This window comes from Pseudomonas sp. A014 (assembly GCF_052378495.1).
In the GTDB taxonomy this organism is placed as follows: domain Bacteria; phylum Pseudomonadota; class Gammaproteobacteria; order Pseudomonadales; family Pseudomonadaceae; genus Aquipseudomonas; species Aquipseudomonas machongensis.
Window position 1 is genome coordinate 2,714,317 of sequence record NZ_CP199001.1, and the last position, 20,886, is coordinate 2,735,202.

At 63.7% G+C, this 20,886-nt stretch carries 15 protein-coding genes and 1 pseudogene; 7 read left to right on the forward strand and 9 right to left on the reverse strand.

What is annotated here, in order from left to right; genetic code table 11:
* Window positions 1–36: 36 nt before the first annotated feature.
* The gene (locus ACTYOL_RS12405; RefSeq protein ID WP_444757998.1) at window positions 37–1,530 is read right to left on the reverse strand and encodes an aldehyde dehydrogenase family protein; all 1,494 of its coding nucleotides are present in this window, start codon (window positions 1,528–1,530) and stop codon (window positions 37–39) included.
* A gap of 482 nt (window positions 1,531–2,012) precedes the next feature.
* Here ACTYOL_RS12405 and peaA point away from each other — a divergent pair, with 482 nt between their 5' ends.
* The 5 genes from peaA to ACTYOL_RS12430 all read left to right on the forward strand — a co-directional run bounded on the left by peaA (window position 2,013) and on the right by ACTYOL_RS12430 (window position 8,363).
* Window positions 2,013–3,578, forward strand: a complete 1,566-nt coding sequence (gene peaA / locus ACTYOL_RS12410) for a quinohemoprotein amine dehydrogenase subunit alpha (protein WP_444757999.1) — start codon at window positions 2,013–2,015, stop codon at window positions 3,576–3,578.
* 48 nt (window positions 3,579–3,626) lie between these two features.
* The gene (gene peaB, locus ACTYOL_RS12415; RefSeq protein WP_444758000.1) at window positions 3,627–5,057 is read left to right on the forward strand and encodes a quinohemoprotein amine dehydrogenase maturation protein; all 1,431 of its coding nucleotides are present in this window, start codon (window positions 3,627–3,629) and stop codon (window positions 5,055–5,057) included.
* 1 nt (window position 5,058) lies between these two features.
* Entirely contained in the window at window positions 5,059–5,382 is a 324-nt protein-coding gene (gene qhpC / locus ACTYOL_RS12420; protein WP_054891339.1) for a quinohemoprotein amine dehydrogenase subunit gamma, read from the forward strand.
* A 32-nt stretch (window positions 5,383–5,414) separates the two neighbouring features.
* Window positions 5,415–6,542 carry a quinohemoprotein amine dehydrogenase subunit beta gene (gene peaD, locus ACTYOL_RS12425; protein ID WP_444758001.1) on the forward strand — a complete coding sequence of 376 codons (1,128 nt, stop codon included), beginning with the start codon at window positions 5,415–5,417 and terminating at the stop codon, window positions 6,540–6,542.
* A 138-nt stretch (window positions 6,543–6,680) separates the two neighbouring features.
* Entirely contained in the window at window positions 6,681–8,363 is a 1,683-nt protein-coding gene (locus ACTYOL_RS12430) for an AMP-binding protein (RefSeq protein WP_444758002.1), read from the forward strand.
* On the opposite strand, the gene mobA is transcribed toward ACTYOL_RS12430, so the two are convergent.
* The 3 genes from mobA to ACTYOL_RS12445 all read right to left on the reverse strand — a co-directional run bounded on the left by mobA (window position 8,360) and on the right by ACTYOL_RS12445 (window position 13,297).
* Entirely contained in the window at window positions 8,360–8,932 is a 573-nt protein-coding gene (mobA, locus tag ACTYOL_RS12435; RefSeq protein WP_444758003.1) for a molybdenum cofactor guanylyltransferase MobA, read from the reverse strand. The genes ACTYOL_RS12430 and mobA overlap by 4 nt on opposite strands.
* A gap of 61 nt (window positions 8,933–8,993) precedes the next feature.
* Window positions 8,994–12,116 carry a multidrug efflux RND transporter permease subunit gene (locus ACTYOL_RS12440; RefSeq protein WP_444758004.1) on the reverse strand — a complete coding sequence of 1,041 codons (3,123 nt, stop codon included), beginning with the start codon at window positions 12,114–12,116 and terminating at the stop codon, window positions 8,994–8,996.
* An 11-nt stretch (window positions 12,117–12,127) separates the two neighbouring features.
* Window positions 12,128–13,297 (reverse strand): efflux RND transporter periplasmic adaptor subunit, encoded by a 1,170-nt coding sequence (locus ACTYOL_RS12445; RefSeq protein ID WP_444758005.1) that lies wholly within the window; start codon window positions 13,295–13,297, stop codon window positions 12,128–12,130.
* A 260-nt stretch (window positions 13,298–13,557) separates the two neighbouring features.
* Here ACTYOL_RS12445 and ACTYOL_RS12450 point away from each other — a divergent pair, with 260 nt between their 5' ends.
* Complete coding sequence (locus ACTYOL_RS12450; RefSeq protein WP_125929842.1) at window positions 13,558–14,259, forward strand: response regulator transcription factor; 702 nt, start codon at window positions 13,558–13,560, stop codon at window positions 14,257–14,259.
* 6 nt (window positions 14,260–14,265) lie between these two features.
* Window positions 14,266–15,564, forward strand: a complete 1,299-nt coding sequence (locus ACTYOL_RS12455) for an ATP-binding protein (protein ID WP_063544840.1) — start codon at window positions 14,266–14,268, stop codon at window positions 15,562–15,564.
* 116 nt (window positions 15,565–15,680) lie between these two features.
* Here ACTYOL_RS12455 and ACTYOL_RS12460 read toward each other — a convergent pair whose 3' ends face one another.
* From ACTYOL_RS12460 to ehuA, 5 genes and pseudogenes are all read right to left on the reverse strand, one after another.
* Window positions 15,681–17,267 (reverse strand): ABC-F family ATPase, encoded by a 1,587-nt coding sequence (locus ACTYOL_RS12460; protein WP_054891347.1) that lies wholly within the window; start codon window positions 17,265–17,267, stop codon window positions 15,681–15,683.
* Window positions 17,268–17,301: 34 nt separating this feature from the next.
* Window positions 17,302–17,418: pseudogene (locus ACTYOL_RS12465) on the reverse strand (integrase); the annotation flags it as partial.
* A gap of 73 nt (window positions 17,419–17,491) precedes the next feature.
* Window positions 17,492–18,130: an ankyrin repeat domain-containing protein gene (locus ACTYOL_RS12470; protein WP_200602500.1), complete on the reverse strand. Its 639-nt coding sequence runs from the start codon at window positions 18,128–18,130 to the stop codon at window positions 17,492–17,494.
* Between the two features lie 59 nt (window positions 18,131–18,189).
* The gene (locus ACTYOL_RS12475; RefSeq protein ID WP_444758006.1) at window positions 18,190–19,716 is read right to left on the reverse strand and encodes a catalase; all 1,527 of its coding nucleotides are present in this window, start codon (window positions 19,714–19,716) and stop codon (window positions 18,190–18,192) included.
* A gap of 348 nt (window positions 19,717–20,064) precedes the next feature.
* On the reverse strand, window positions 20,065–20,859 hold the full coding sequence (ehuA, locus tag ACTYOL_RS12480; protein ID WP_153773592.1) for an ectoine/hydroxyectoine ABC transporter ATP-binding protein EhuA: 795 nt from the start codon (window positions 20,857–20,859) through the stop codon (window positions 20,065–20,067).
* Window positions 20,860–20,886: the final 27 nt, after the last annotated feature.

Consider the following 20,886-nt stretch of genomic DNA (forward strand, 5'->3'; position numbering starts at 1 on the left):
CCGGCAAAGCTGCGAAGAGGCCGGGGCAGCTCAGGTTCAGAGCTTGATCAGTACCGACTTGAGCTCGGTGTAGTAGTCGATCGCCGCGGCACCCATCTCCCGGCCGACGCCCGATTGCTTGTAACCGCCGAAGGGCAGGGCCGGGTCCAGCGCACTGTGGCAGTTGACCCAGACCGAACCGGACTTGATGCGGGGAATCATGCGGTGCACGGCGCCCAGGTCGTTCGACCAGATGCTCGCGCCCAGCCCGTAAGGGTTGTCATTGGCCATGCGCACGACCTCGTCGATATCGTCGAAGGGCATCGCCACCAACACCGGGCCGAAGATTTCTTCCTGGACCAGGCGATGGCGCTGGTCGACATCGACGATCACGGTCGGCTTGACGAAGTAGCCCGGCCCGTAGCGCTCACCGCCGCAGGCGATGGTCGCGCCGAGCTCGCGTCCCAAGGCGATGTAGCTGCTGACCCGATCCTGCTGCTTGGCGGAAATCAGCGGCCCCATCTGCACCGCCGGGTCCAGGCCGCTGCCGAGCTTCATGCCGTTGGCGATGCCGGCGATGTCGGCTACCACATTGTCGAAATGCTTGCGGTGCACATACAGGCGCGACCCTGCACAGCACACCTGCCCCTGGTTGAAGAAGATCGCCGTCGCCGCGCCGGCGGCGGCTTCCTGCAGGTTGGCGTCGGGCATGACGATGGTCGGCGACTTGCCGCCCAGCTCCAGGGTGACGCGGGTCATGTTGTCCATCGCGGCCTTGCCGATCAGCTTGCCGACTTCGGTGGAGCCGGTGAAGGTGAGCTTGTCTACGCCAGGGTGGCGGCTGAGGGCGGCGCCAGCGTTGAGCCCGGTGCCTGTGACCACGTTGAACACGCCAGCCGGGTAACCGGCTTCATCGACCAACTCGGCGAGCTTGAGCGCCGTCAGCGGGGTTTCGTCGGCAGGCTTGAGCACCATGGTGCAGCCGGTGGCCAGCGCCGGCCCGAGTTTCCAGCAGGCCAGCAGCAGCGGGAAGTTCCAGGCGACGATCGCACCGACTACGCCTACTGCTTCGCGGCGGATGAAACCGTGGAACTGTTCGTCGGGCATCAGCGGCATCGACGCTTCGACGGTGCTGCCCTCGATCTTGGTGGCCCAGCCGGCCATGTAGCGCAGGAAGTCGATGGCCAGTTGCACGTCCATGACCTGGGCGACGTTGGCGCTCTTGCCGTTGTTCAGGCATTCGAGCTCGGCCAGTTCGCGGGCATCACGGGCCATCAGGTCGGCCAGGCGCCACAGCAGGTTCTGCCGTTCGCGAGGGCGCATCCGGCTCCAGGGCGAGTCGTCGAAGGCCTGGCGGGCTGCGCGCACGGCACGGTCGACGTCCTCGCTGTCGGCCGAGGGGACCTCGCCGAGTATCTCGCCGGTGGCCGGGTTGCGAAAGCTCAAGGTGCGGCCACTGGCAGCGTCCTGCCAGTCGGCGCCGATGCGCATCTTCAGCTTGCGCGCGAGGAACGCCTGGGTGGCGGGCAGGATGGGCAGGTCGGAAAGCATGGGGCGGTGCCTCTTGTCATTGGAGTGTGGCAAGGGCGGCGCAATGGCCGTGCCAAGGTGGCTTGGCGGGCTTAACTCGTTGATCAGGCTGATTTTTGTTCTGACGCACAGGGTGGGTTGCGGCGCTGTGCTGTTGCACATTGAGACGGTGTGAGACGGTGGTGAAACAGGTAGGCCGAAGCGGCCTTTTCACGGGCAAGCCCGCTCCAACAGGTATTGAATCCTGCACCAACCAGTGGGAGCGGGCTTGCCCGCGAAAAGACCATCACCGATACCCCTGTCTCAACCTGAAACAACCTGTCGCGAATTGGGACGTTCCGACCCGCCGCCACTGACCGGAGCAGACCGCTCAAAGCAGCTCAAGTCACTGAAAAAACGCCACTTTCAAACACCTGGCACGCTTCCTGTATTGCCACTGTCACATGCACCGGCGGTACCCAAGCGTGCGATAACGATAAGAACAACACCGTGGAGGTCTGATCTTGAAGACGACTCGACTCCGGCAGCAGGCGGGCACATGGGCGCTGGTCGCCGCCGCCCTGCTGAGCGCCCAGGCCATGGCGGCCGAACCGGGCCCGGCGATTTTGCAGAACAAGTGCATGGGGTGCCACATCCCCGAGGGCAACGATGCCTACAGTCGCATCAGCCACCAGCGCAAGACCCCTGAAGGCTGGCTGATGAGCATCGCCCGCATGCAGGTGATGCACGGCCTGCAGATCAGCGACGACGAGCGCCGCACCCTGGTCAAGTACCTGGCCGACAAGCAGGGTCTGGCGCCGAGCGAGACTGATCGCGTGCGCTATGCCATGGAACGTCGGCTCAATACCGTCGAACACTTCGATACGCAACTGGCCGAAACCTGCGGCCGCTGCCATTCCGGTGCCCGTGTCGCATTGCAGCGGCGCCCTGCGCAGGAATGGGAGCACCTGGTCAACTTCCACCTCGGCCAGTGGCCGTCCCTCGAATACCAGGCCCAGGCACGTGACCGTGACTGGCTGGAAATCGCCCTCAAGCAGGTGGTGCCGGCCCTGGCCAAGCGCTTCCCGCTCGATAGCCCCGCCTGGAGCGCGTGGCAGAAGGCCAAGCCCAAGGCTGACGCGTTGCCGGGGCAGTGGGCGTTCAGTGGTCATATGCTTGCCAAAGGCGATGTCCGGGGCGTGATGACGGTCAGTGCCGACCAGGGCGACAGTTTCAAGGTCGAGGTCAAGGGGCAGTACGCCGACGGCACGCCGTTCAACGGCAGCGGCTCGGCGATCCTCTACAACGGCTATGAGTGGCGCGGTAACGTGAAGATCGGCGACAGCACGATGCGCCAGGTCTTCGCGGCCCTCGATGGCGAGATGAAAGGGCGCATGTTCGAGGCCGAGCACGACGAGCGCGGCCTCGATTTCACCGCAGCGAAGGAGGGCAAGGCTCGCCTGCTGGCGGTGCAGCCGGCCTTCATCAAGGCCGGGGACGAGCGCGAGATCACCTTGGTGGGCAACGGCTTGTCCGGCAAGCCCGAGCTGGGTGCCGGTGTGCAGGTGACCGAGATTCTGGAGCAGACCCCAAACCTGGTTCGGCTCAAGGCCCGCGCCGCAGCCGATGCAGCACCTGGCCAGCGCGAGGTGACGCTGGGCACGCTCAAGGGCGTGAATCTTGCGGTCTACGACAAGGTCGAGGAGGTCAAGGTGGTGCCGGCGTTCTCCATTGCCCGCATCGGCGAGAACGGTGCTTCGGTACCCAAGGTCCAGGGGCGCTTCGAGGCCGAGGCCTGGGGCAAGGACGTCAATGGCCAACCGTTGCGCATTGGTTATCTGCCGGCCACCTGGAAGGTCGAGCCGTTCAACGAGCGCGCCGTCGAGGACGAAGACGTCAAGTTCGCCGGGCAGATGCAGGCCGACGGCGTGTTCGTACCCGGCGGTGCCGGTCCGAACCCGGCGCGCAAGATGATGACCAACAACGCCGGCAACCTGAAAGTCATCGCCACGCTGGCTGACGGCGGACAGACCGGTGAAGGCCACATGATCGTCACCGTCCAGCGCTGGAACAACCCGCCGCTGCCCTGAGGGTGGCAGGCACGGTTTTTCCAACGGATCGATTATCGGGAGATCACCATGGGCGCACTACTGAATCTGGTCGAACGCAATCTGCATGAAGTGCAGGTCGATGCCGACCGCATGCTGTTCCATATCCCCAGCAGTTCACTGTTCACCGCCGACGCGGTGACTGGCGGCATCATCGACACCCTGCGCCAGCAGGGCTGCTCGGCCGAAGAGCTGATGCAGCGCCTCGGCCAGCAGTTCGCGGGCGACGATATCCAGGAAACCCTGCGCGAGCTGATCGCGCTGGAGCTGGTCAGCGACGGTTCGCCGCTGACCCCGGAAATCGCCCTCAAGCAGGTCGAGCGCACCGCACTCAATACGGTGGTGCTCAACGTCAACACGGGCTGCAACCTGAGTTGTACCTATTGCTACAAGGAAGACCTCGACAAACCTTCGGCAGGGCGCAAGATGAGCGCCGCCACCGCCGAGGCTTCGGTGGAGATGCTGCTCAAGGAGTCACCCGACGAAACCCGCTACAGCGTGGTGTTCTTCGGCGGCGAGCCGCTGTCCAACCGGCCGCTGATCGAGCACATGGTCGGCTATTGCGAGCGGCGTTTCGCCGAGGCCGGCAAGCAGGTGGAGTTCATCATGACCACCAACGCCACGCTGCTCACCGAGGAGATCGTCGATTGGCTCAATGCCCATCGCTTCGGGCTGTCGGTGAGCATCGACGGGCCGAAGACCGTGCACGACCGCAATCGCATCACCGTGGGCGGGCAGGGCACCTACGATGTGGTTCGGCGCAAGGCCGAGATGCTGCTGTCGCGCTATGACAGCCGCCCGGTCGGCGCCAGGGTGACCCTTACCCGGGGCATCACCGATGTCGAGACCATCTGGAACCACTTGTTCAACGAGCTGGGCTTTGCCGAAGTGGGCTTCGCCCCGGTGACATCGGGCGACATGGCCGACTTCAACCTCACTGGCGAAGAGCTGGTGCAGGTGTTCGCCAACATGAAGGCGTTGGGGCGCCAGTACCTGGAGGCGGCGTTGCAGCACCGCAACATCGGTTTCTCCAACCTGCACCAACTGATCACCGACATCCACGAGGGGCACAAGAAGGCGCTGCCATGCGGCGCGGGCCTGAAAATGCTGGCGGTCGACCACGAGGGTGAGCTGAACCTGTGCCACCGTTTCACCGGCTCCAGCCTGCCGACCTTTGGCAATGTGCACACGGCGGTCAAGCAGGTCGAGCTCAACGACTTCCTGTCCCAGCGCCTGGACCGCAGCGGCACCGGCTGCGACAGCTGCCGCATTCGCAACCTGTGCTCCGGTGGCTGCTATCACGAGAGCTATGCGCGCTACGGCGACCCGCAGCACCCGACCTACCACTACTGCGAACTGATGCGCGACTGGGTCGACTTCGGCATCGAGGTCTACAGCCGCATCATGGCCGCCAACCCGGCCTTCATCGATCGCTACATCACTCCTCGCAAGGCGCACTGACATGAAGCACTTGAAGCCCCTGAACAACAAGGCGCGCATTCTTGAACAGGCTGCCGCCGAAGACCGCGTCGAAGAAGTCATGGCCATGAGCGCAGTGGCCGGTTGTACCGCCACCACCGACCCAGGCTGGGAAGTGGACGCCTTTGGTGGCGTCAGCTCGCTGTGCCAGCCCATGGAGGCTGACCTGTACGGCTGCTCCGACCCTTGCTGGTGGCCGGCCCAGGTGCCCGACATGATGAGCACCTACCAGGACTGGAACGCCCAGGCGAGCAATTCGCAGGACGATTGGCGCAACCTCGGCACCGTATTCCCGAAAGACAAGTGACCGGCCCGACAAGAACGACAAGGGGAAACCGCATGAAACCTGGATTCTGCGCGCAACTGGCGCTGAGCGTCGCCACCTGCGCCGCGACACTGGCCGTGCACGCCACTGACGGCGACGCCGGTCCGGCACTCAAGCCTGGCCATGAGTACCTGATCGCCACCAACTACCCGAACAACCTGCACGTGGTGGATGTGGCCAGCGATACGCTGTTCAAGAGCTGTCGCCTGCCGGACGCCTTCGGTCCGGGCACGGCGATGATGGCGCCGGACAACCGCACCGCCTACATCCTCAACAATCACTATGCCGATATCTATGGCATCGACCTGGACACCTGCAAGACCACCTTCCACGCCAACCTGTCGAATGTGCCGGGCGAGGTGGGCAAGTCGATGTACTCCTTTGCCATCAGCCCCGACGGCAAGGAGGTCTATGCCACGGTCAACCCGACCCAGCGGTTGAACGACCACTACGTGGTCAAGCCGCCACGCCTGGAGGTGTTCAACACGGCCGACGGGGTAGGGGCCAAGCCGGTGCGCACCTTCCCCATGCCGCGCCAGGTCTACCTGATGCGTGCCGCCGACGATGGCAGCCTGTTCGTCGCCGGGCCGGATATCTACAAGATGGACGTCAAGACCGGCCAATACAAAGTGGCGCTGCCGCTGCGCAACTGGAACCGCAAGGGCTACAGCGCACCGGACGTGCTGTACTTCTGGCCGCACCAGAGCCCGCGCCACGAGTTCTCGATGCTGTATACCATCGCCCGGTTCAAGGATGAAAAACAGGACCCGGCGACCGCCGAGCTGCTGTACGGCTACCTGAGCGTGGACCTCAAGACCGGCAAGACCCACACCCAGGAGTTCGCCGACCTGACCGAGCTGTACTTCACCGGGTTGCGTTCGCCCAAGGATCCGAACCAGATCTATGGTGTGCTCAACCGCCTGGCCCGCTACGACATCAAGCAGCGCAAGCTGGTCAAGGCGGCGAACCTGGACCATACCTACTACTGCGTGACCTTCGACAAGGCGGGCGACAAGCTGTACCTGGGCGGGACCTTCAACGACCTGGCGGTGTTCGACCCGAACACGCTGGAGAAGGTGAAGAACATCAAGCTGCCAGGGGGTGACATGTCGACCACTACGCCGCAGGTGTTTGTCAGGTAATCGGTCGTCTGTGACGGCCCTATCGCGGGGCAGGCCCGCTCCCACAGGTATCCCCTGTAGGCTGAGGGGTAACTGTGGGAGTGGGCCTGCCCCGCGATAGGGCCCGCCTAAACAACACAATAAATATCAGGCCCCTCTATGACCCACCCCAGTCACACCCAGGGCAACCCGGACAAGCCCTTGCTCGACCACTGCATCGGTGACGCCTTCGACGCCACCGTGGCCCGTTTCCCCGACCGCGAGGCCCTGGTGGTGCGTCACCAGCAACTGCGCTACACCTGGCGCCAGTTGGCCGATGCCGTCGACCAGCATGCCCGCGCGCTGATGGCACTTGGCGTACAAGCGGGCGATCGCCTGGGCATCTGGGCTCCCAATTGCGCCGAGTGGTGCATCACCCAGTTCGCCAGCGCCAAGATCGGTGCAATCCTGGTCAACATCAACCCGGCCTACCGCAGCAGTGAGCTGGACTACGCCCTGAGCCAGTCGGGCTGCCGCTGGGTGATCTGCGCAGATGCGTTCAAGACCAGCGACTATCACGCCATGCTCTGCGACCTGGTGCCCGGATTGTCGGCCTGCAAGCCCGGGGCTGTGCACTGCGAGCGCCTGCCGGAGCTGCGCGGGGTGATCAGCCTGGCGGTAAAGCCGCCGCCAGGCTTTCTCGCCTGGTGCGACCTGCAGGCTCGCGCCGGTGAGGTCAGTGTCGAGGCCCTTGGTCGCCGTCAGGCGAGCCTGCGCCCGTCAGAGCCGATCAATATCCAGTACACCTCCGGCACCACCGGCTTCCCCAAGGGTGCGACGCTCAGCCACCACAATATCCTCAACAACGGTTACATGGTCGGCGAGAGCCTGCGCCTGACAGAGCATGACCGCCTGGTGGTGCCGGTGCCGCTCTACCACTGCTTCGGCATGGTCATGGCCAACCTCGGCTGCATGACCCATGGCAGCACGCTGATCTACCCCAACGATGCCTTCGACCCCTTGCTCACCCTGCAAGCCGTGGCCGAGGAACGCGCCACTGCGCTGTATGGCGTACCGACCATGTTCATTGCCGAACTGGACCACCCGCGTCGCAGCGAATTCGACCTCTCCAGCCTGCGCACCGGGATCATGGCTGGCGCCACCTGCCCGATCGAGGTGATGCGAAGGGTGATCGACGAGATGCACATGGCCGAGATACAGATCGCCTATGGCATGACCGAGACCAGTCCGGTGTCGTTGCAGACCGGCCCGGAGGACGAACTGGAAGTGCGCGTGACCAGCGTGGGTCGTACCCAGCCGCGCCTGGAAAGCAAGGTCATCGACGCCGAGGGCAACACCCTGCCGCGCGGCGAGATCGGCGAGCTGTGCACGCGTGGCTACAGCGTCATGCTCGGCTACTGGAACAACCCGAAGGCTACCGCCGAGAGTATCGACGAGGAGGGCTGGATGCACACCGGCGACCTGGCGCAGATGGACGAGGCCGGGTTCGTGCGTATCGTCGGGCGGAGCAAGGACATGATCATTCGCGGCGGGGAGAACATCTATCCGCGTGAGCTGGAGGAGTTCTTCTTCACCCACCCGGCGGTGGCCGACGTGCAGGTGATCGGCATTCCGTGCAGCAAGTACGGCGAAGAGATCGTCGCCTGGGTGCGACTGCATCCGGGGCACAGCGCCAGCGCCGAGACGTTGCGCGAATGGGCGAAGGCGCGTATCGCGCACTTCAAGGTGCCGCGGCATTTCCGTTTCGTCGACGAGTTTCCGATGACGGTGACCGGCAAGGTGCAGAAGTTTCGGATGCGCGAGATCAGTATCGAAGAACTGAGTGGGGTGTCAGCCGGTTAGCGTAACCACTCCGGGCTGTTGAAGTTGCCGAGCCGCTCATCGTCGACGGCACATTCCAGCCCCTGCAGCGATTCACGCGACAAGGCCCGCTGCAGGCTCCGCTCACCGGCCTGCCAGGCCTGTTCCAGCCGTGGCAACAGGCGCGTCGGCAATACGCTGAACATCGGCTGCCAATAGCCTCCCTGGCGCACCATCGCAGCGCTGTCATGGCGGGCAGCCAAACCGCGCAGCCCATCGATCAGCGCCTGGTCGACCCGCGGTGAATCGCAGGCCAGCACCACCACCCACGGGTGTCTGGCCACCTTGAGCCCGGCGATGACACCAGCCAGAGGCCCGGGATAATCCGCCTCGGCATCGCCGACGCATTGGTCGGCATAGGCGGCATAGGCGTCCTGGTTGCGGTTGCAGGAAATCACCAGGTCGTCGCTCAACCCCCGCACCACCCGATGGATGTGTGCGATCAGTGGTTCGCCCCGCCATGGCACCAGGCCCTTGTCGCGCCCGCCCATGCGTTGGCCACGGCCACCGGCGAGGATGAGGATGGAGCAGGGGGGCAGGGCGGCAGGCATGAAAAAGGGTCCCGGGCAGTCGATGCCCGGAACCCTCTCATTCAACGCCTGGCTTGTCCAGTCAGGCGTCGTGGGGTACTGCATGATCCGGGTCAGCGCGGCGCTTGCCGGCCAACCGCATCACCACCACGAAGAACACCGGTACGAACACCACCGCCAGTGTCGCGCTGAGCATCCCGCCGATCACGCCGGTGCCGATCGCCTGCTGGCTGGCTGAGCTTGCGCCGCGTGCGATGGCCAGCGGCACGACGCCGAGGATGAACGCCAACGATGTCATGACGATCGGGCGCAGGCGCAGGCGGGCGGCCTGCATCGCCGCATCCGCAGCGTCGACCCCCTGATCCACCAGGCTCTTGGCGAATTCGATGATCAGGATCGCGTTCTTTGCCGACAGGCCAATCAGGGTGATCAGGCCGACCTTGAAGAACACGTCGTTGGGCATGCCGCGCAGGGTTACCGCAAGCACGGCGCCGAGCACACCCAGCGGAACCACCAGCAACACTGCGGTAGGGATCGACCAACTCTCGTAGAGCGCTGCCAGGCACAGGAACACCACCAGCAGCGACAGGGCCAGTAGCAAGGGCGCCTGGCTACCCGAAAGACGCTCCTGCAACGACAGACCGGTCCATTCCAGTGCGCTGCCGGTCGGCAGTCGATCGACCAGGCGCTGGATTTCCGCCATCGCCTCGCCGGAGCTGTAGCCGCTTGCCGGTTCCCCGGAAATAGACACTGCCGGGTAGCCGTTGTAGCGGGTCAGTTGCACCGGGCCGCTGAGCCAGCGGGCCTGGACGAACGCCCCCAGTGGCACCATCTTGCCGCTGCTGTTGCGCACGTGGATCTTCAACAAGTCCTCGACCTGGCTGCGCTGGTCACCCTCGGCCTGCACCACCACGCGCTGCATGCGGCCCAGGTTGGGGAAGTCGTTGACATAGTTCGAGCCCACCGCGGTGTTGAGCACGGCGCCGATGTCGGCAAAGGAAACCCCGAGGGCGTTGGCCTGGCGTCGGTCGATTTCCAGTTGCACCTGCGGGCTTTCGGCCAACGATGCCTCGCGCACGTTGGCCAGCACCTTGCTCGTGCGTGCGTTGGCCAGTAGTTCGTCACGGGCTGCCATCAGCCCGGCATGACCCAGGCCGCCGCGATCCTGCAGACGGAACTCGAAACCCGTGGACTCGCCCAGGCCATCGACTGGCGGCGGCAGCACGGCATAGGCCACGGCATCCTTCAGCGCGGCGAAGGCCATCGTGGCACGGTCGGCGATCGATTGTGCGCTGTCGTCGGCGCCGCGTTCTGACCAGTCCTTCAGCGTGGTGAACGCCAGCGCGGCGTTCTGCCCGCTGCCTGAGAAGCTGAAACCGAGAATCAGCGTGGTGTTACCCACCCCGGGTTCTGCGGCATTGTGCGCCTCGATCTGCGCCGCCACCTGCTCGGTACGCATCCGACTGGCGCCTGGCGGAAGCTGGATATCGGTGATGGTATAGCCTTGGTCTTCGGTCGGCAGGAAAGCGCTGGGCAACTGGCTGAAGCCATAGGCCAGCACCGCCACCAGCAACCCGTAGAGCAACAGGTAGCGCCCGCTACGTGCCAAGGCGTGGGCAACCCAGCGTTGGTAGCCATTGCTCATGCCCTCGAAGCGGCGGTTGAACCAGCCGAAGAAGCCTTTGCGTACGTGATGCTCGCCCTTGGCCACTGGCTTGAGCAGCGTGGCGCACAGTGCCGGGGTGAGGCTCAGGGCGAGGAAGGCCGAGAACAGGATCGACACCGCCATCGACAACGAGAACTGCTGGTAGATGACGCCCACCGAGCCTTTCATGAAGGCCATCGGCAGGAACACCGCGACCAGCACCAGCGTGATGCCGACGATAGCCCCGCTGATCTGGCCCATGGCCTTGCGCGTCGCGGCCTTCGGCGACAGGCCTTCCTCGGCCATGATCCGTTCGACGTTCTCCACCACGACGATGGCGTCGTCCACCAGGATGCCGATGGCCAGCACCATGCCAAACAGGGTCAGCACGTTGATCGAGAAACCCAACGCCAGCATCACCGCGAAGGTGCCCATCAGCGCCACCGGAACCACCAGCGTAGGGATCAGCGTGTAGCGGATGTTCTGCAGGAACAGGAACATCACCGCAAACACCAGCAGCATGGCTTCGAACAGCGTGCTGATGACCTGCTGGATCGAGACCTTGACGAACGGCGAGGTGTCGTAGGGGATGTCGTACTTCACGCCGGCCGGGAAGTAGCGTGCCAGCTCATCCATCTTCTGGCGTACCAGGGTCGCGGTTTCCATGGCGTTGGCCCCCGGCGACAGCTTGACGCTGAAGGCACTGGTGGGCTTGCCGTTCAGGCGTGTGCCGTACTGGTATTCCTGGGCACCGATCTCGACCCGCGCCACGTCACCCACGGTGACCACCGAGCCATCCGGGTTGGCCCGCAGCACGATGGCCGCGAACTCCTCTGGCGTGCTCAGTTGGCCCTTGACCACCACGCTGGCGGTGATTTCCTGGGTCGCACGGGCGGGCAGGTCTCCGATGCTGCCTGGCGCAACCTGGGCGTTCTGCGCGGCGATGGCGTCGGCGACGTCCTGGGGCGTGAGCTTGAAGCCGACCAGCTTCGCCGGGTCGATCCAGATGCGCATGGCCCGCTCCGAACCATACAACTGTGCCTTGCCGACACCTTTGAGGCGGCGAATCTCGTTCATCACGTTGCGCGCCAACAGATCGCTGAGGGCGATCTCGTCGTAACTGCCGTCCTCGGAGGTGAGGGTGCCCAGCAGCAAAAAGCCGGTGGAGACTTTTTCCACCTGCAGGCCTTGCTGCGTGACGGGCCGCGGCAGGCGCGACTCGACCACCTTGAGGCGGTTCTGTACATCGACCTGGGCCAGGTCAGGGATGGTGCCCGGCTCGAAGGTGGCGGTGATGGTCGCGCTGCCCAGGCTGCTCTGGGACTCGAAGTACAGCAGGTTGTCCGCACCATTGAGCTCCTGCTCGATCACGCTGACCACGCTTTCGTCCATGGTCTGCGCCGAGGCACCGGGGTAGACGGCGTACACCTCCACTTGCGGCGGCGCGACATCGGGGTACTGCGCCACGGGCAATTGCGGGATGGCCAAGGCACCGGCGAGCAGGATGAACAACGCAACCACCCAAGCGAAGATCGGGCGGTCGATGAAGAATTGCGGCATGGATCAGGCCCTCACTGGCCGTTGCGCTGGACGATGGGGTTGGCGGCCTTGTCGGCATCGACCCGGACCTGATCGCCGACCTTGACGTGCTGCAGCCCCTCGATCACCACCCGTTCGCCGGGGGCCAGGCCTTCGCTGACGATCCAGCGGTCGCCCTGGGCATTGCCCAGTACCACCTGGCGTTCCTCGATGCGCTGCTGGGCGTCGACCACCAGGACCTTGGGCACGCCTGCGCTGTCACGCAGGATCGCCCGCTGCGGCACGCTGATGCCCTTGGGCTGCAGGGCCTGTTCGAGGCGCACACGCACGTAGCTGCCAGGCAACAGATCGAGGTCGGGGTTGGGGAATTCGCTGCGCAGGGTGATCTGGTTGGTGCTCGGGTCGACGCTGATATCGGAGAACAGCAGCTTGCCCGGCAGCGGATAGGCACTGCCGTCGTCCTGAATCAGGGTGGCGCGGGCCTGGTCCTGGCCGACCTGCTGCAGCTCGCCAGCGCGCATGGCGCGGCGCAGGGCGTTGAGGTCGCGGGTCGACTGGGTGACGTCGGCGTGGATCGGGTCCAGTTGCTGGATGACGGCCAACGCGGTGGTTTCGTTCTGTCCGACCAGCGCCCCTTCGGTGACCAGCGCGCGGCCAACCCGTCCGGAGATCGGTGCGGTGACCGTGGCATAGCCCAGGTTGAGTCGCGCGCGTTCAAGTGCGGCCCGGGCTTCGGCAACCTGGGCGTCCGCCTGGAGGAAGGCGGCACGGGCATTGTCATATTCCTGGCGGCTCACGGCCTTGTCGTCGACCAGCTCGCGGTAGCGTTGTTCCTGCAGGCGCGCCTGGTACAAGGTGGCTTCGGCCTTGGCCAGCGCGGCGCGGGCACTGTCATGGTCCGCCTTGAACGGCGCCGGGTCGATGAGGAACAGCACATCGCCCCGCTTGACGTCGCTGCCCTCGCGATACACCCGCTTGAGCACCACGCCGGCAACCCGGGCGCGGACTTCGGCGGTGCGTGGCGCGAGAATCCGCCCGCTGAGTTCGGTGCTGATCGCCATGGCTTGCAACTGTACGATTTCGACCCGCACCTGGGGGGCGGGTGCCTGCGCGTCCTGTTCGGGGGCGTCGTTGCAGCCGGTCAGGGCCAGTGTGAGCAAGGCGAGAATCGCCAAAGGGCGCTTGGAGAAGGGAATGGACATACGGATCTTCCGGATAGGATCGCCCCTATGCTAAGGCAGGCGCTCGCGCATGGGCTGTTAAGCTGTGTAGGCCGTGTGTGAAAAAGTGTAAGGCTCGTGCCGTGTGGAGCGTAGGATTCTATATCCTGCGAGCAACTGACTGCACTGGCCCCATCGCCGGACAAGCCCGCTTCCACAGGTGTTCGCAGCCTCTGTAGGCGCGGGCTTGTCCGGCAATGACGACGGTAAGGTCTCAAGCCTATCTGTTCATGACGACCCACATGCCAAACATCCTTCTGGTCGAAGACGACAGCGCGCTGTCCGAACTGATTGCCAGCTACCTGCAGCGCAACGACTTCCACGTCCGGGTCATCGCCCGTGGCGATCATGTGCTCGACGAGTTTCGTCGTCAGCGCCCCGACCTGGTGGTGCTCGATCTGATGCTGCCCGGCCTTGACGGCCTGCAGGTGTGCCGCCTGCTGCGCCAGGAGTCGCAAAGCCTGCCAATCCTGATGCTGACCGCCCGTGACGACAGCCATGACCATGTACTGGGCCTGGAAATGGGCGCCGACGACTACGTCACCAAGCCATGCGAGCCCCGCGTACTGCTGGCCCGGGTCCGCACCTTGCTGCGCCGTAGCAATGTCAATGAACCACGGCTCGATAGCGAGCTGATCCAGGTCGGTGGCCTGAGCATCAATCTGGCCGAGCGCAGCGTGAGCTGGCGCGGCTGCGAGGTGGAGCTGTCCAGCGGCGAATACAACCTGTTGGTGGTGCTGGCACGCAATGCCGGTGAAGTGCTCAGCCGCGACCGCATCCTCCAGCAACTGCGCGGCATCGAGTTCAACGGTACCGACCGTTCGGTAGACGTGGCCATCTCCAAGCTGCGGCGCAAATTCGACGACAATGCCGGCGAAGCCCGCAAGATCAAGACCGTGTGGGGCAAGGGCTATCTGTTCAGCCGGGTCGAGTGGGAGTACTGACGCGCCATGCTCAAGATCCTGGTGCGCCTGTACCTGGTGATCATCGTCGCCTATGCCGGTGCCTTGCTGCTGATCCCCGACGCTATCGTCGGCGCGTTCCATGAACGCTTCATGGCGTACAACCTCGATCAGGCCAAGGGCGTGCAGTCGTTGATCGTCCGCCAGTTCCATCAGGCCCCGCGCGAGCAATGGCCTTCGGTGGAGCAGGACCTGGCCTCGGCCTTTGCGCCCCTGCAGGTGCAACTGCTGCGCATGGACGCCGCCGACCTTGCGCCGCAGGAGCGGGCGAGGCTGGAGCACGGGCTGTATGCAGTGCGCATCGCCGACTGGGGCTATTACGAAACCGTGCTGGCGCCGCTGGACAAGGACTGGCTGGTGCGCCTGCACTCGCCGCCGGATCCGCTCGACATCAACGTGTTGTCGTGGGGCGTCACGGTACTGATCGGTGCCGCCATGCTGGGTTGCCTGCTGCTGTGGGTCTGGCCGCACTGGCGCGACCTGGAACGGCTCAAGGAAACCGCGCGGCGCCTGGGGCGCGGGGAGATGGCGGAGCGTACGCAGATCTCGCCGCGCTCGAACATCGGCGAGCTGGCCGGAGTGTTCGACACCATGGCAGGCGACCTGGAGCGCCAGGTCAACCAGCAACGCGAGCTGCTCAATGCGGTCTCGCATGAGCTGCGTACCCCCCTGACGCGCCTGGACTTCGGCCTGGTGCTGCTGTTCGATGAAGTGCCGCCGGCCAGCCGCAAGCGTTTGTTGGAACTGGTGGGGCATGTGCGGGAGCTGGACGAGCTGGTGCTTGAGCTGCTGTCGTACAGCCGCCTGGAGAACGCCGACCAGGTCCGCGAGCGGGTCGAGGTGTCGTTGCTGGAACTGGTCGACAGTGTGCTGGGCAGCTTTGCCGAAGAACTCGATGGTCGCGGGATCAGATGGGAGGTGCGCGCTGACGACAGGCTGCCACGTTTCGTCCTCGATCCTCGCTTGACCGCGCGGGCGGTGCAGAACCTGGTACGCAATGCCATGCGCTATTGCGACGAAAGCCTGCTGCTGCGACTCAAGCTCGAGGCGGATGGCGCTTGCCTGCTGACGGTAGAGGATGACGGGATCGGTATTCCGCCTGAGGAGCGCGAGCGGATCTTCCAGCCGTTCTACCGCCTGGACCGCAGTCGGGACCGCAGTACCGGTGGTTTTGGCTTGGGGCTTGCAATCAGCCGCAGGGCGATCGAAGGGCAGGGCGGGACGCTGACCGTGGCGCAGTCGTCATTGGGTGGGGCGCAGTTCAGGATTCGTCTGCCGGCGGGATGATCAAAGGTAAGGGATCGTCCCGCGACCGGCCGTAACCAGCGGAACCGCTCTCACCGCAATTCCCCCGCTGCCTCACGGGCACCGCATTGCACGGTGCCCCGATGAGGCTTGCCGCTTTAGATCACCACACCCTGGCTACGCAGGTAGTCGTCATAGGTGCCGCTGAAGTCGACCACGCCATCGGCCGACAGCTCGATGATCCGCGTGGCCAGCGACGACACGAACTCACGGTCATGGCTGACGAACAGCAGGGTGCCCGGATAGTTCTCCAGCGCCAGGTTCAGCGCTTCGATCGACTCCATGTCCAGGTGGTTGGTCGGTTCGTCCATCACCAGCACGTTGGGCTTTTGCAGGGTCAGCTTGCCGAACAGCATGCGGCCCTGTTCACCCCCGGAAATCACCTTCACCGACTTGAGGATCTCGTCGTTGGAGAACAGCATGCGCCCCAGCGTGCCGCGAATCACCTGCTCGCCGCTGGTCCACTGGCCCATCCAGTCGAACAGGGTGACGTCGTCTTCGAAGTCGTGGGCGTGGTCCTGGGCGTAGTAGCCGACCTCGGCGCTGTCGGTCCACTTGACCGAGCCTGCATCGGGCTGCAGCTCGCCGACCAGGGTGCGCAGCAAGGTGGTCTTGCCGATGCCGTTGGGGCCGATGATCGCTACGCGCTCGCCGGCTTCGACGGTAATGTCGAAGTTCTTGAACAGCACCTTGTCGTCGAAGGCCTTGGCCATCTTTTCCACGACCACGGCCTGGCGGTGCAGCTTCTTGGTCTGCTCGAAGCGGATGAACGGGCTGACCCGGCTCGACGGCTTGACCTCGGCCAGCTGGATCTTGTCGATCTGCTTGGCGCGCGAAGTGGCCTGCTTGGCCTTGGAGGCGTTGGCCGAGAAGCGGCTGACGAAGGTCTGCAGCTCGGCGATCTGGGCTTTCTTCTTGGCGTTGTCCGACAGCAACTGCTCGCGCGCCTGGGTGGCGGCGGTCATGTACTCGTCATAGTTGCCCGGGAACAGGCGCAGTTCGCCGTAGTCCAGGTCGGCCATGTGGGTGCAGACGCTGTTGAGGAAGTGACGGTCGTGGGAAATGATCACCATGGTGCTGTTGCGTGCGGTGAGCACGTTTTCCAGCCAGCGGATGGTGTTGATGTCCAGGTGGTTGGTCGGTTCGTCGAGCAGCAGCACGTCCGGATCGGAGAACAGCGCCTGTGCCAGCAGCACCCGCAGTTTCCAGCCTGGCGCCACTTCGCTCATCGGCCCGAAGTGTTGCTCCAGCGGAATGCCCAGGCCCAGCAGCAGCTCGCCGGCGCGCGATTCGGCGGTGTAGCCGTCCATCTCGGCGAATTCGGTTTCAAGCTCGGCGACGGCCATGCCGTCTTCTTCGGTCATTTCCGGCAGCGAGTAGATGCGGTCGCGTTCGGCCTTGACCTTCCACAGTTGGCCGTGGCCCATGATCACCGTGTCGATGACGCTGAACTGCTCGTAGGCGAACTGGTCCTGGCGCAGCTTGCCCAGGCGGGTGTTGGGCTCGAGCATGACCTGGCCGGCGGACGGCTCCAGGTCGCCACCGAGGATCTTCATGAAGGTCGACTTGCCGCAGCCGTTGGCCCCGATCAGGCCGTAGCGGTTGCCGTTGTTGAATTTGACCGAGACGTTCTCGAAGAGCGGCTTGGAGCCGAACTGCATCGTGATATTGGCTGTAGAAATCAAGTACTTGTCCTGCGGGAATGTATGGCGCAGCCCTCAGGCACAGGGTTGCGAAGCTGAGGCGGGTATCGCGCTGGCGGCGGTCACGGATGTTCAGCGCATCGAGCGCTGATTTGAAGCGGCGCAGTGTAACACTTGGCTCGTTGATCCACAGCCCATCTTTGCTCTGCTGGCAAACAAAAGGACGGGCTGCGGGAAATGTGGAACGACCTCAAACGGCATAGCCATCAATGACCTGCAATGGCCTTCAACGCCGCAACCGCCGCATCGTTACCCTGGGACTCGCTGATCATCAGCGCGGTATTGCCCCTGGCATCCCTGTGCTGCAGGTCGGCACCGTGCCGTACCAGCTCGGCAAGGATGTCGAGGCGGCCGAACAGGGCTGCGAACGAAAGTGCGGTCTGGCCATCGTTGTTGCTTGCATCGATGGGGCACAGGTCGATCAAGCGCCGGGCAATGGCCATTTCACCTTTGAACAGCGCCCCCATTAGCGCGGTGTTGCCATTGTTGTCGGCAAGGCAGGGGTCAGCATGGGCCCGCAACAGGGCGTTCACTTCGTCGAGGTCGCCGTGATAAGTCGCCAGGATCAGCGCGGTATGGCCTCGGCTGGTCTGGCTGTCGACCGGATATCCGGCCTGGAGCAGCGCATCGGTGATGTCGCTGCGCCCGGCGCGCGCGGCATCGAACCACTGGCTGTCGTACAGGTGCGGATCGACGCGCTGGACTCCAGCCTGCGCCTGGAACTGTTCGGTATCGGCAGGTAGCCACAGGCCGGGGACGAACAGATGCAAGAGCCGGTATCCAATCACCAGAAGCAGCAGCACCGCGGCGGCGGCGAGGCTGGTCTTGATTCGTGCAATGCTCATCGGGACTCTCCCGCAAGCCTGCGCCATCACGCAGCGCAGGCTTGCCACTCACAGGCTGATCAGTTCGCCAATGCCTTGGCGGCGGTGTCCACGCGCTTGATATCGGCATGGGTGGCCTTGGCCAGGCGAGTGCCGTAGTCCGGGTCGGCCTTGTAGAAGTACGAGAGCATCGCGTACTTGTTGCTTTCGTTTGTCACATGGTTCAGGTCGCCACTGAGGGCTTCGATCAGCAGCCCCTTTTCCTTGGAGGAGAGGGCGCGGTAGTACTCGCCAGCCTGCAGGTAGTTCGCCTGTTTCTTGATTGCCAACTGCTGCGTGACGCCACTGACCGGGGTGCTGGCGTACTTGTATTGCGGGTCCTGCGGGATTTCGGCGATACCGGAAGGCTCGTAGTTGACCTCGCCCTTGCGACCGCTGCTGTTCATCGCGCCGTCCTGCGAGTTGTTGCTCACCTTGTTACGCGGCTGGTTGACCGGAATCTGCTGGTAGTTGGCGCCCAGGCGGTACATCTGGGTGTCGGCGTAGGCGAACAGGCGGCCTTGCAGCATGCGGTCCTCGGAGGCCTCGATACCTGGCACCAGGCGGGAGGGGGCAAACGCGGACTCTTCAGTGGACTCGAAGTAGTTGTCCGGAACCTTGTTCAAGGTCATGGTGCCGACCTTGCGCTCGGCCACGCCGGTCCAGACCTTGGTGTCATCCAGTGCATTGAACGCGAACTGGCCAAGTTCCGAGGGCTTGAGCACCTGGACGTACAGGTCCCACTTGGGGAAGTCGCCTTTGTTGATCGCGCCGTACAGGTCGTTGGTCATCATGTTCGGGTCCTTGCCGATGGACTCGCTGATCTGCCCAGGCTCCAGGCTGTGCAGACCTTGCTGGGTCTTCCAGGCGAACTTGACGTAGTGCACCTCGCCTTGGGCGTTGACGAACTTGAAGGCATGCACCGCCGAGCCGTTCATGTGCCGGTAGGAGTCCGGCATGCCTTCGAGCGAGTACATGTGGGTCAGCATGTTGGTCGCTTCGGGGCTGTGGGCGAAGAAGTCGAAGGCCAGGTTGGGATCCTGCACACCGGTAACAGCGCTGGGCTTGTTGGCATGAACGAAGTCCGGGAACTTGATGGCGTCACGGATGAAGAACACCGGCACGTTGATGCCAACCATGTCCCAGTTGCCCTGGGTGGTATAGAACTTGACGGCAAAGCCCCGCGGATCACGGGCTTGCTCGGGTGAGCCGCGATACCCCATCACGGTGCTGAACCGCACGAAGACCGGGGTACTCGTGCCGCTCTTGAACACTTCGGCGCGGGTCAGGTCGGTGATGTCTGCGGTGGGTTCGAACGTGCCGTAGGCACCTGTGCCGCGTGCATGAACCACGCGTTCGGGGATTCGCTCGCGATCGAAACGCTGAAGTTTTTCGATCAGGTGGGCATCTTGCAAAAGTACCGGGCCATCGGCACCCGCTGTCTGAGAGTTCTGGTTATCGCCTACCGGTGCACCCGAATCGCGAGTGAATTCATTGGCCGCGAATGCACTGACACTCAAACTGGTAAATAACAGGCACAGGGGAAGTCTCAAGCGTGAATGACGCATACAACGATCCTTCTTTTTTTGATTGGAATCAAAATGATGAATCGCTGCGCAGAAAGCGCACCAATATAAGCTTTCAATTGTATTAATAGTGCTAAATCATTGGGTTGCCGAAGGGCGGGCGCCGCATGTTAGTGTCGGGAAGTTTTCGGAATTTTTTATGGGTTGGATAGTTGTGACCCCTGTCGCACTTTGCAGTTTAGGGTTTCATGTGAATTTAATTGACAGTGCATGGCAAGTTCGTCTGCAGGGCAGATATATACGGGCTTGCCATGTTCTGGGTTTATCTGATCAGACCGTCAGTGCCGGATTTCAAACCGTCCGTGGAAATGGACTAGAACCTTACAGGCCCTAGTTAGCTTCTTTCACTGCACTGAGAAACGCACGCGTACGCTCCTGTTGCGGATGCTCGAAGACCTGCGCTGGTGTGCCCTGTTCGTGGATCTGCCCCTTGTAGAAGAAGCACACGCGATCAGCGAACTCCCGGGCGAAGCCCATCTGGTGAGTGACCATCAGCATCGTCAGGTTGTGCTCGGCGCCGAGCTTGCGGATCACGTTGAGCACTTCACCGCACAACTCAGGATCGAGCGCCGAAGTCACTTCGTCGAACAGCATGACCTTCGGCCGCATCGCCAAAGCCCGCGCAATCGCCACCCGCTGCTGCTGTCCACCGGACAACTGCGAAGGGTAGTGCCCCAGCTTGCTGCCCAGCCCCACCAGCTCCAGCAGATCCGCTGCTCGCTCACGGGCTTCGGCAGGCTTCATGCCCAGCACCTGCACCGGCGCCTCGATGACGTTCTGCAACGCGGTCATGTGCGGGAACAGGTTGAAACTCTGGAACACCATGCCGATCTTGCCGCGCACGCGACGGATATGCCGGTCATTGGCTGGCACCAACACGCCATTGCGGTTGGGCATGTGGGTCAGCAGGTCGTCTTCGATGCGGATCACCCCGTCATCGATGCCTTCCAGGGTCATCAGCACCCGCAACAACGTGGACTTTCCCGAGCCGCTGGGGCCGATGATCGCGACTTTCTCGCCCGGCGTGACATCCAGGTTCAAGTGGTCGAGCACCGTGAAGTTGCCATAACTCTTGGTGACGTCCTGGAAGCTGACGATCGGCTGGACTGCCTTCGGTTGATGCATGGCCGTGGCCTCCTGCAAATGCAGCGG

Excerpts from the sequence above, each read along its gene's own strand:
- ACTYOL_RS12405 (WP_444757998.1), bottom strand. The coding sequence starts at position 1,530 with ATGCTTTCCGACCTGCCCATCCTGCCCGCCACCCAGGCGTTCCTCGCG.
- peaB (WP_444758000.1), top strand. The coding sequence starts at position 3,627 with ATGGGCGCACTACTGAATCTGGTCGAACGCAATCTGCATGAAGTGCAG.
- ACTYOL_RS12450 (WP_125929842.1), top strand. The coding sequence starts at position 13,558 with ATGCCAAACATCCTTCTGGTCGAAGACGACAGCGCGCTGTCCGAACTG.
- ACTYOL_RS12440 (WP_444758004.1), bottom strand. The coding sequence starts at position 12,116 with ATGCCGCAATTCTTCATCGACCGCCCGATCTTCGCTTGGGTGGTTGCG.
- qhpC (WP_054891339.1), top strand. The coding sequence starts at position 5,059 with ATGAAGCACTTGAAGCCCCTGAACAACAAGGCGCGCATTCTTGAACAG.
- ACTYOL_RS12475 (WP_444758006.1), bottom strand. The coding sequence starts at position 19,716 with ATGCGTCATTCACGCTTGAGACTTCCCCTGTGCCTGTTATTTACCAGT.
- ACTYOL_RS12470 (WP_200602500.1), bottom strand. The coding sequence starts at position 18,130 with ATGAGCATTGCACGAATCAAGACCAGCCTCGCCGCCGCCGCGGTGCTG.
- ACTYOL_RS12430 (WP_444758002.1), top strand. The coding sequence starts at position 6,681 with ATGACCCACCCCAGTCACACCCAGGGCAACCCGGACAAGCCCTTGCTC.
- peaD (WP_444758001.1), top strand. The coding sequence starts at position 5,415 with ATGAAACCTGGATTCTGCGCGCAACTGGCGCTGAGCGTCGCCACCTGC.
- ehuA (WP_153773592.1), bottom strand. The coding sequence starts at position 20,859 with ATGCATCAACCGAAGGCAGTCCAGCCGATCGTCAGCTTCCAGGACGTC.
- ACTYOL_RS12445 (WP_444758005.1), bottom strand. The coding sequence starts at position 13,297 with ATGTCCATTCCCTTCTCCAAGCGCCCTTTGGCGATTCTCGCCTTGCTC.
- mobA (WP_444758003.1), bottom strand. The coding sequence starts at position 8,932 with ATGCCTGCCGCCCTGCCCCCCTGCTCCATCCTCATCCTCGCCGGTGGC.
- ACTYOL_RS12455 (WP_063544840.1), top strand. The coding sequence starts at position 14,266 with ATGCTCAAGATCCTGGTGCGCCTGTACCTGGTGATCATCGTCGCCTAT.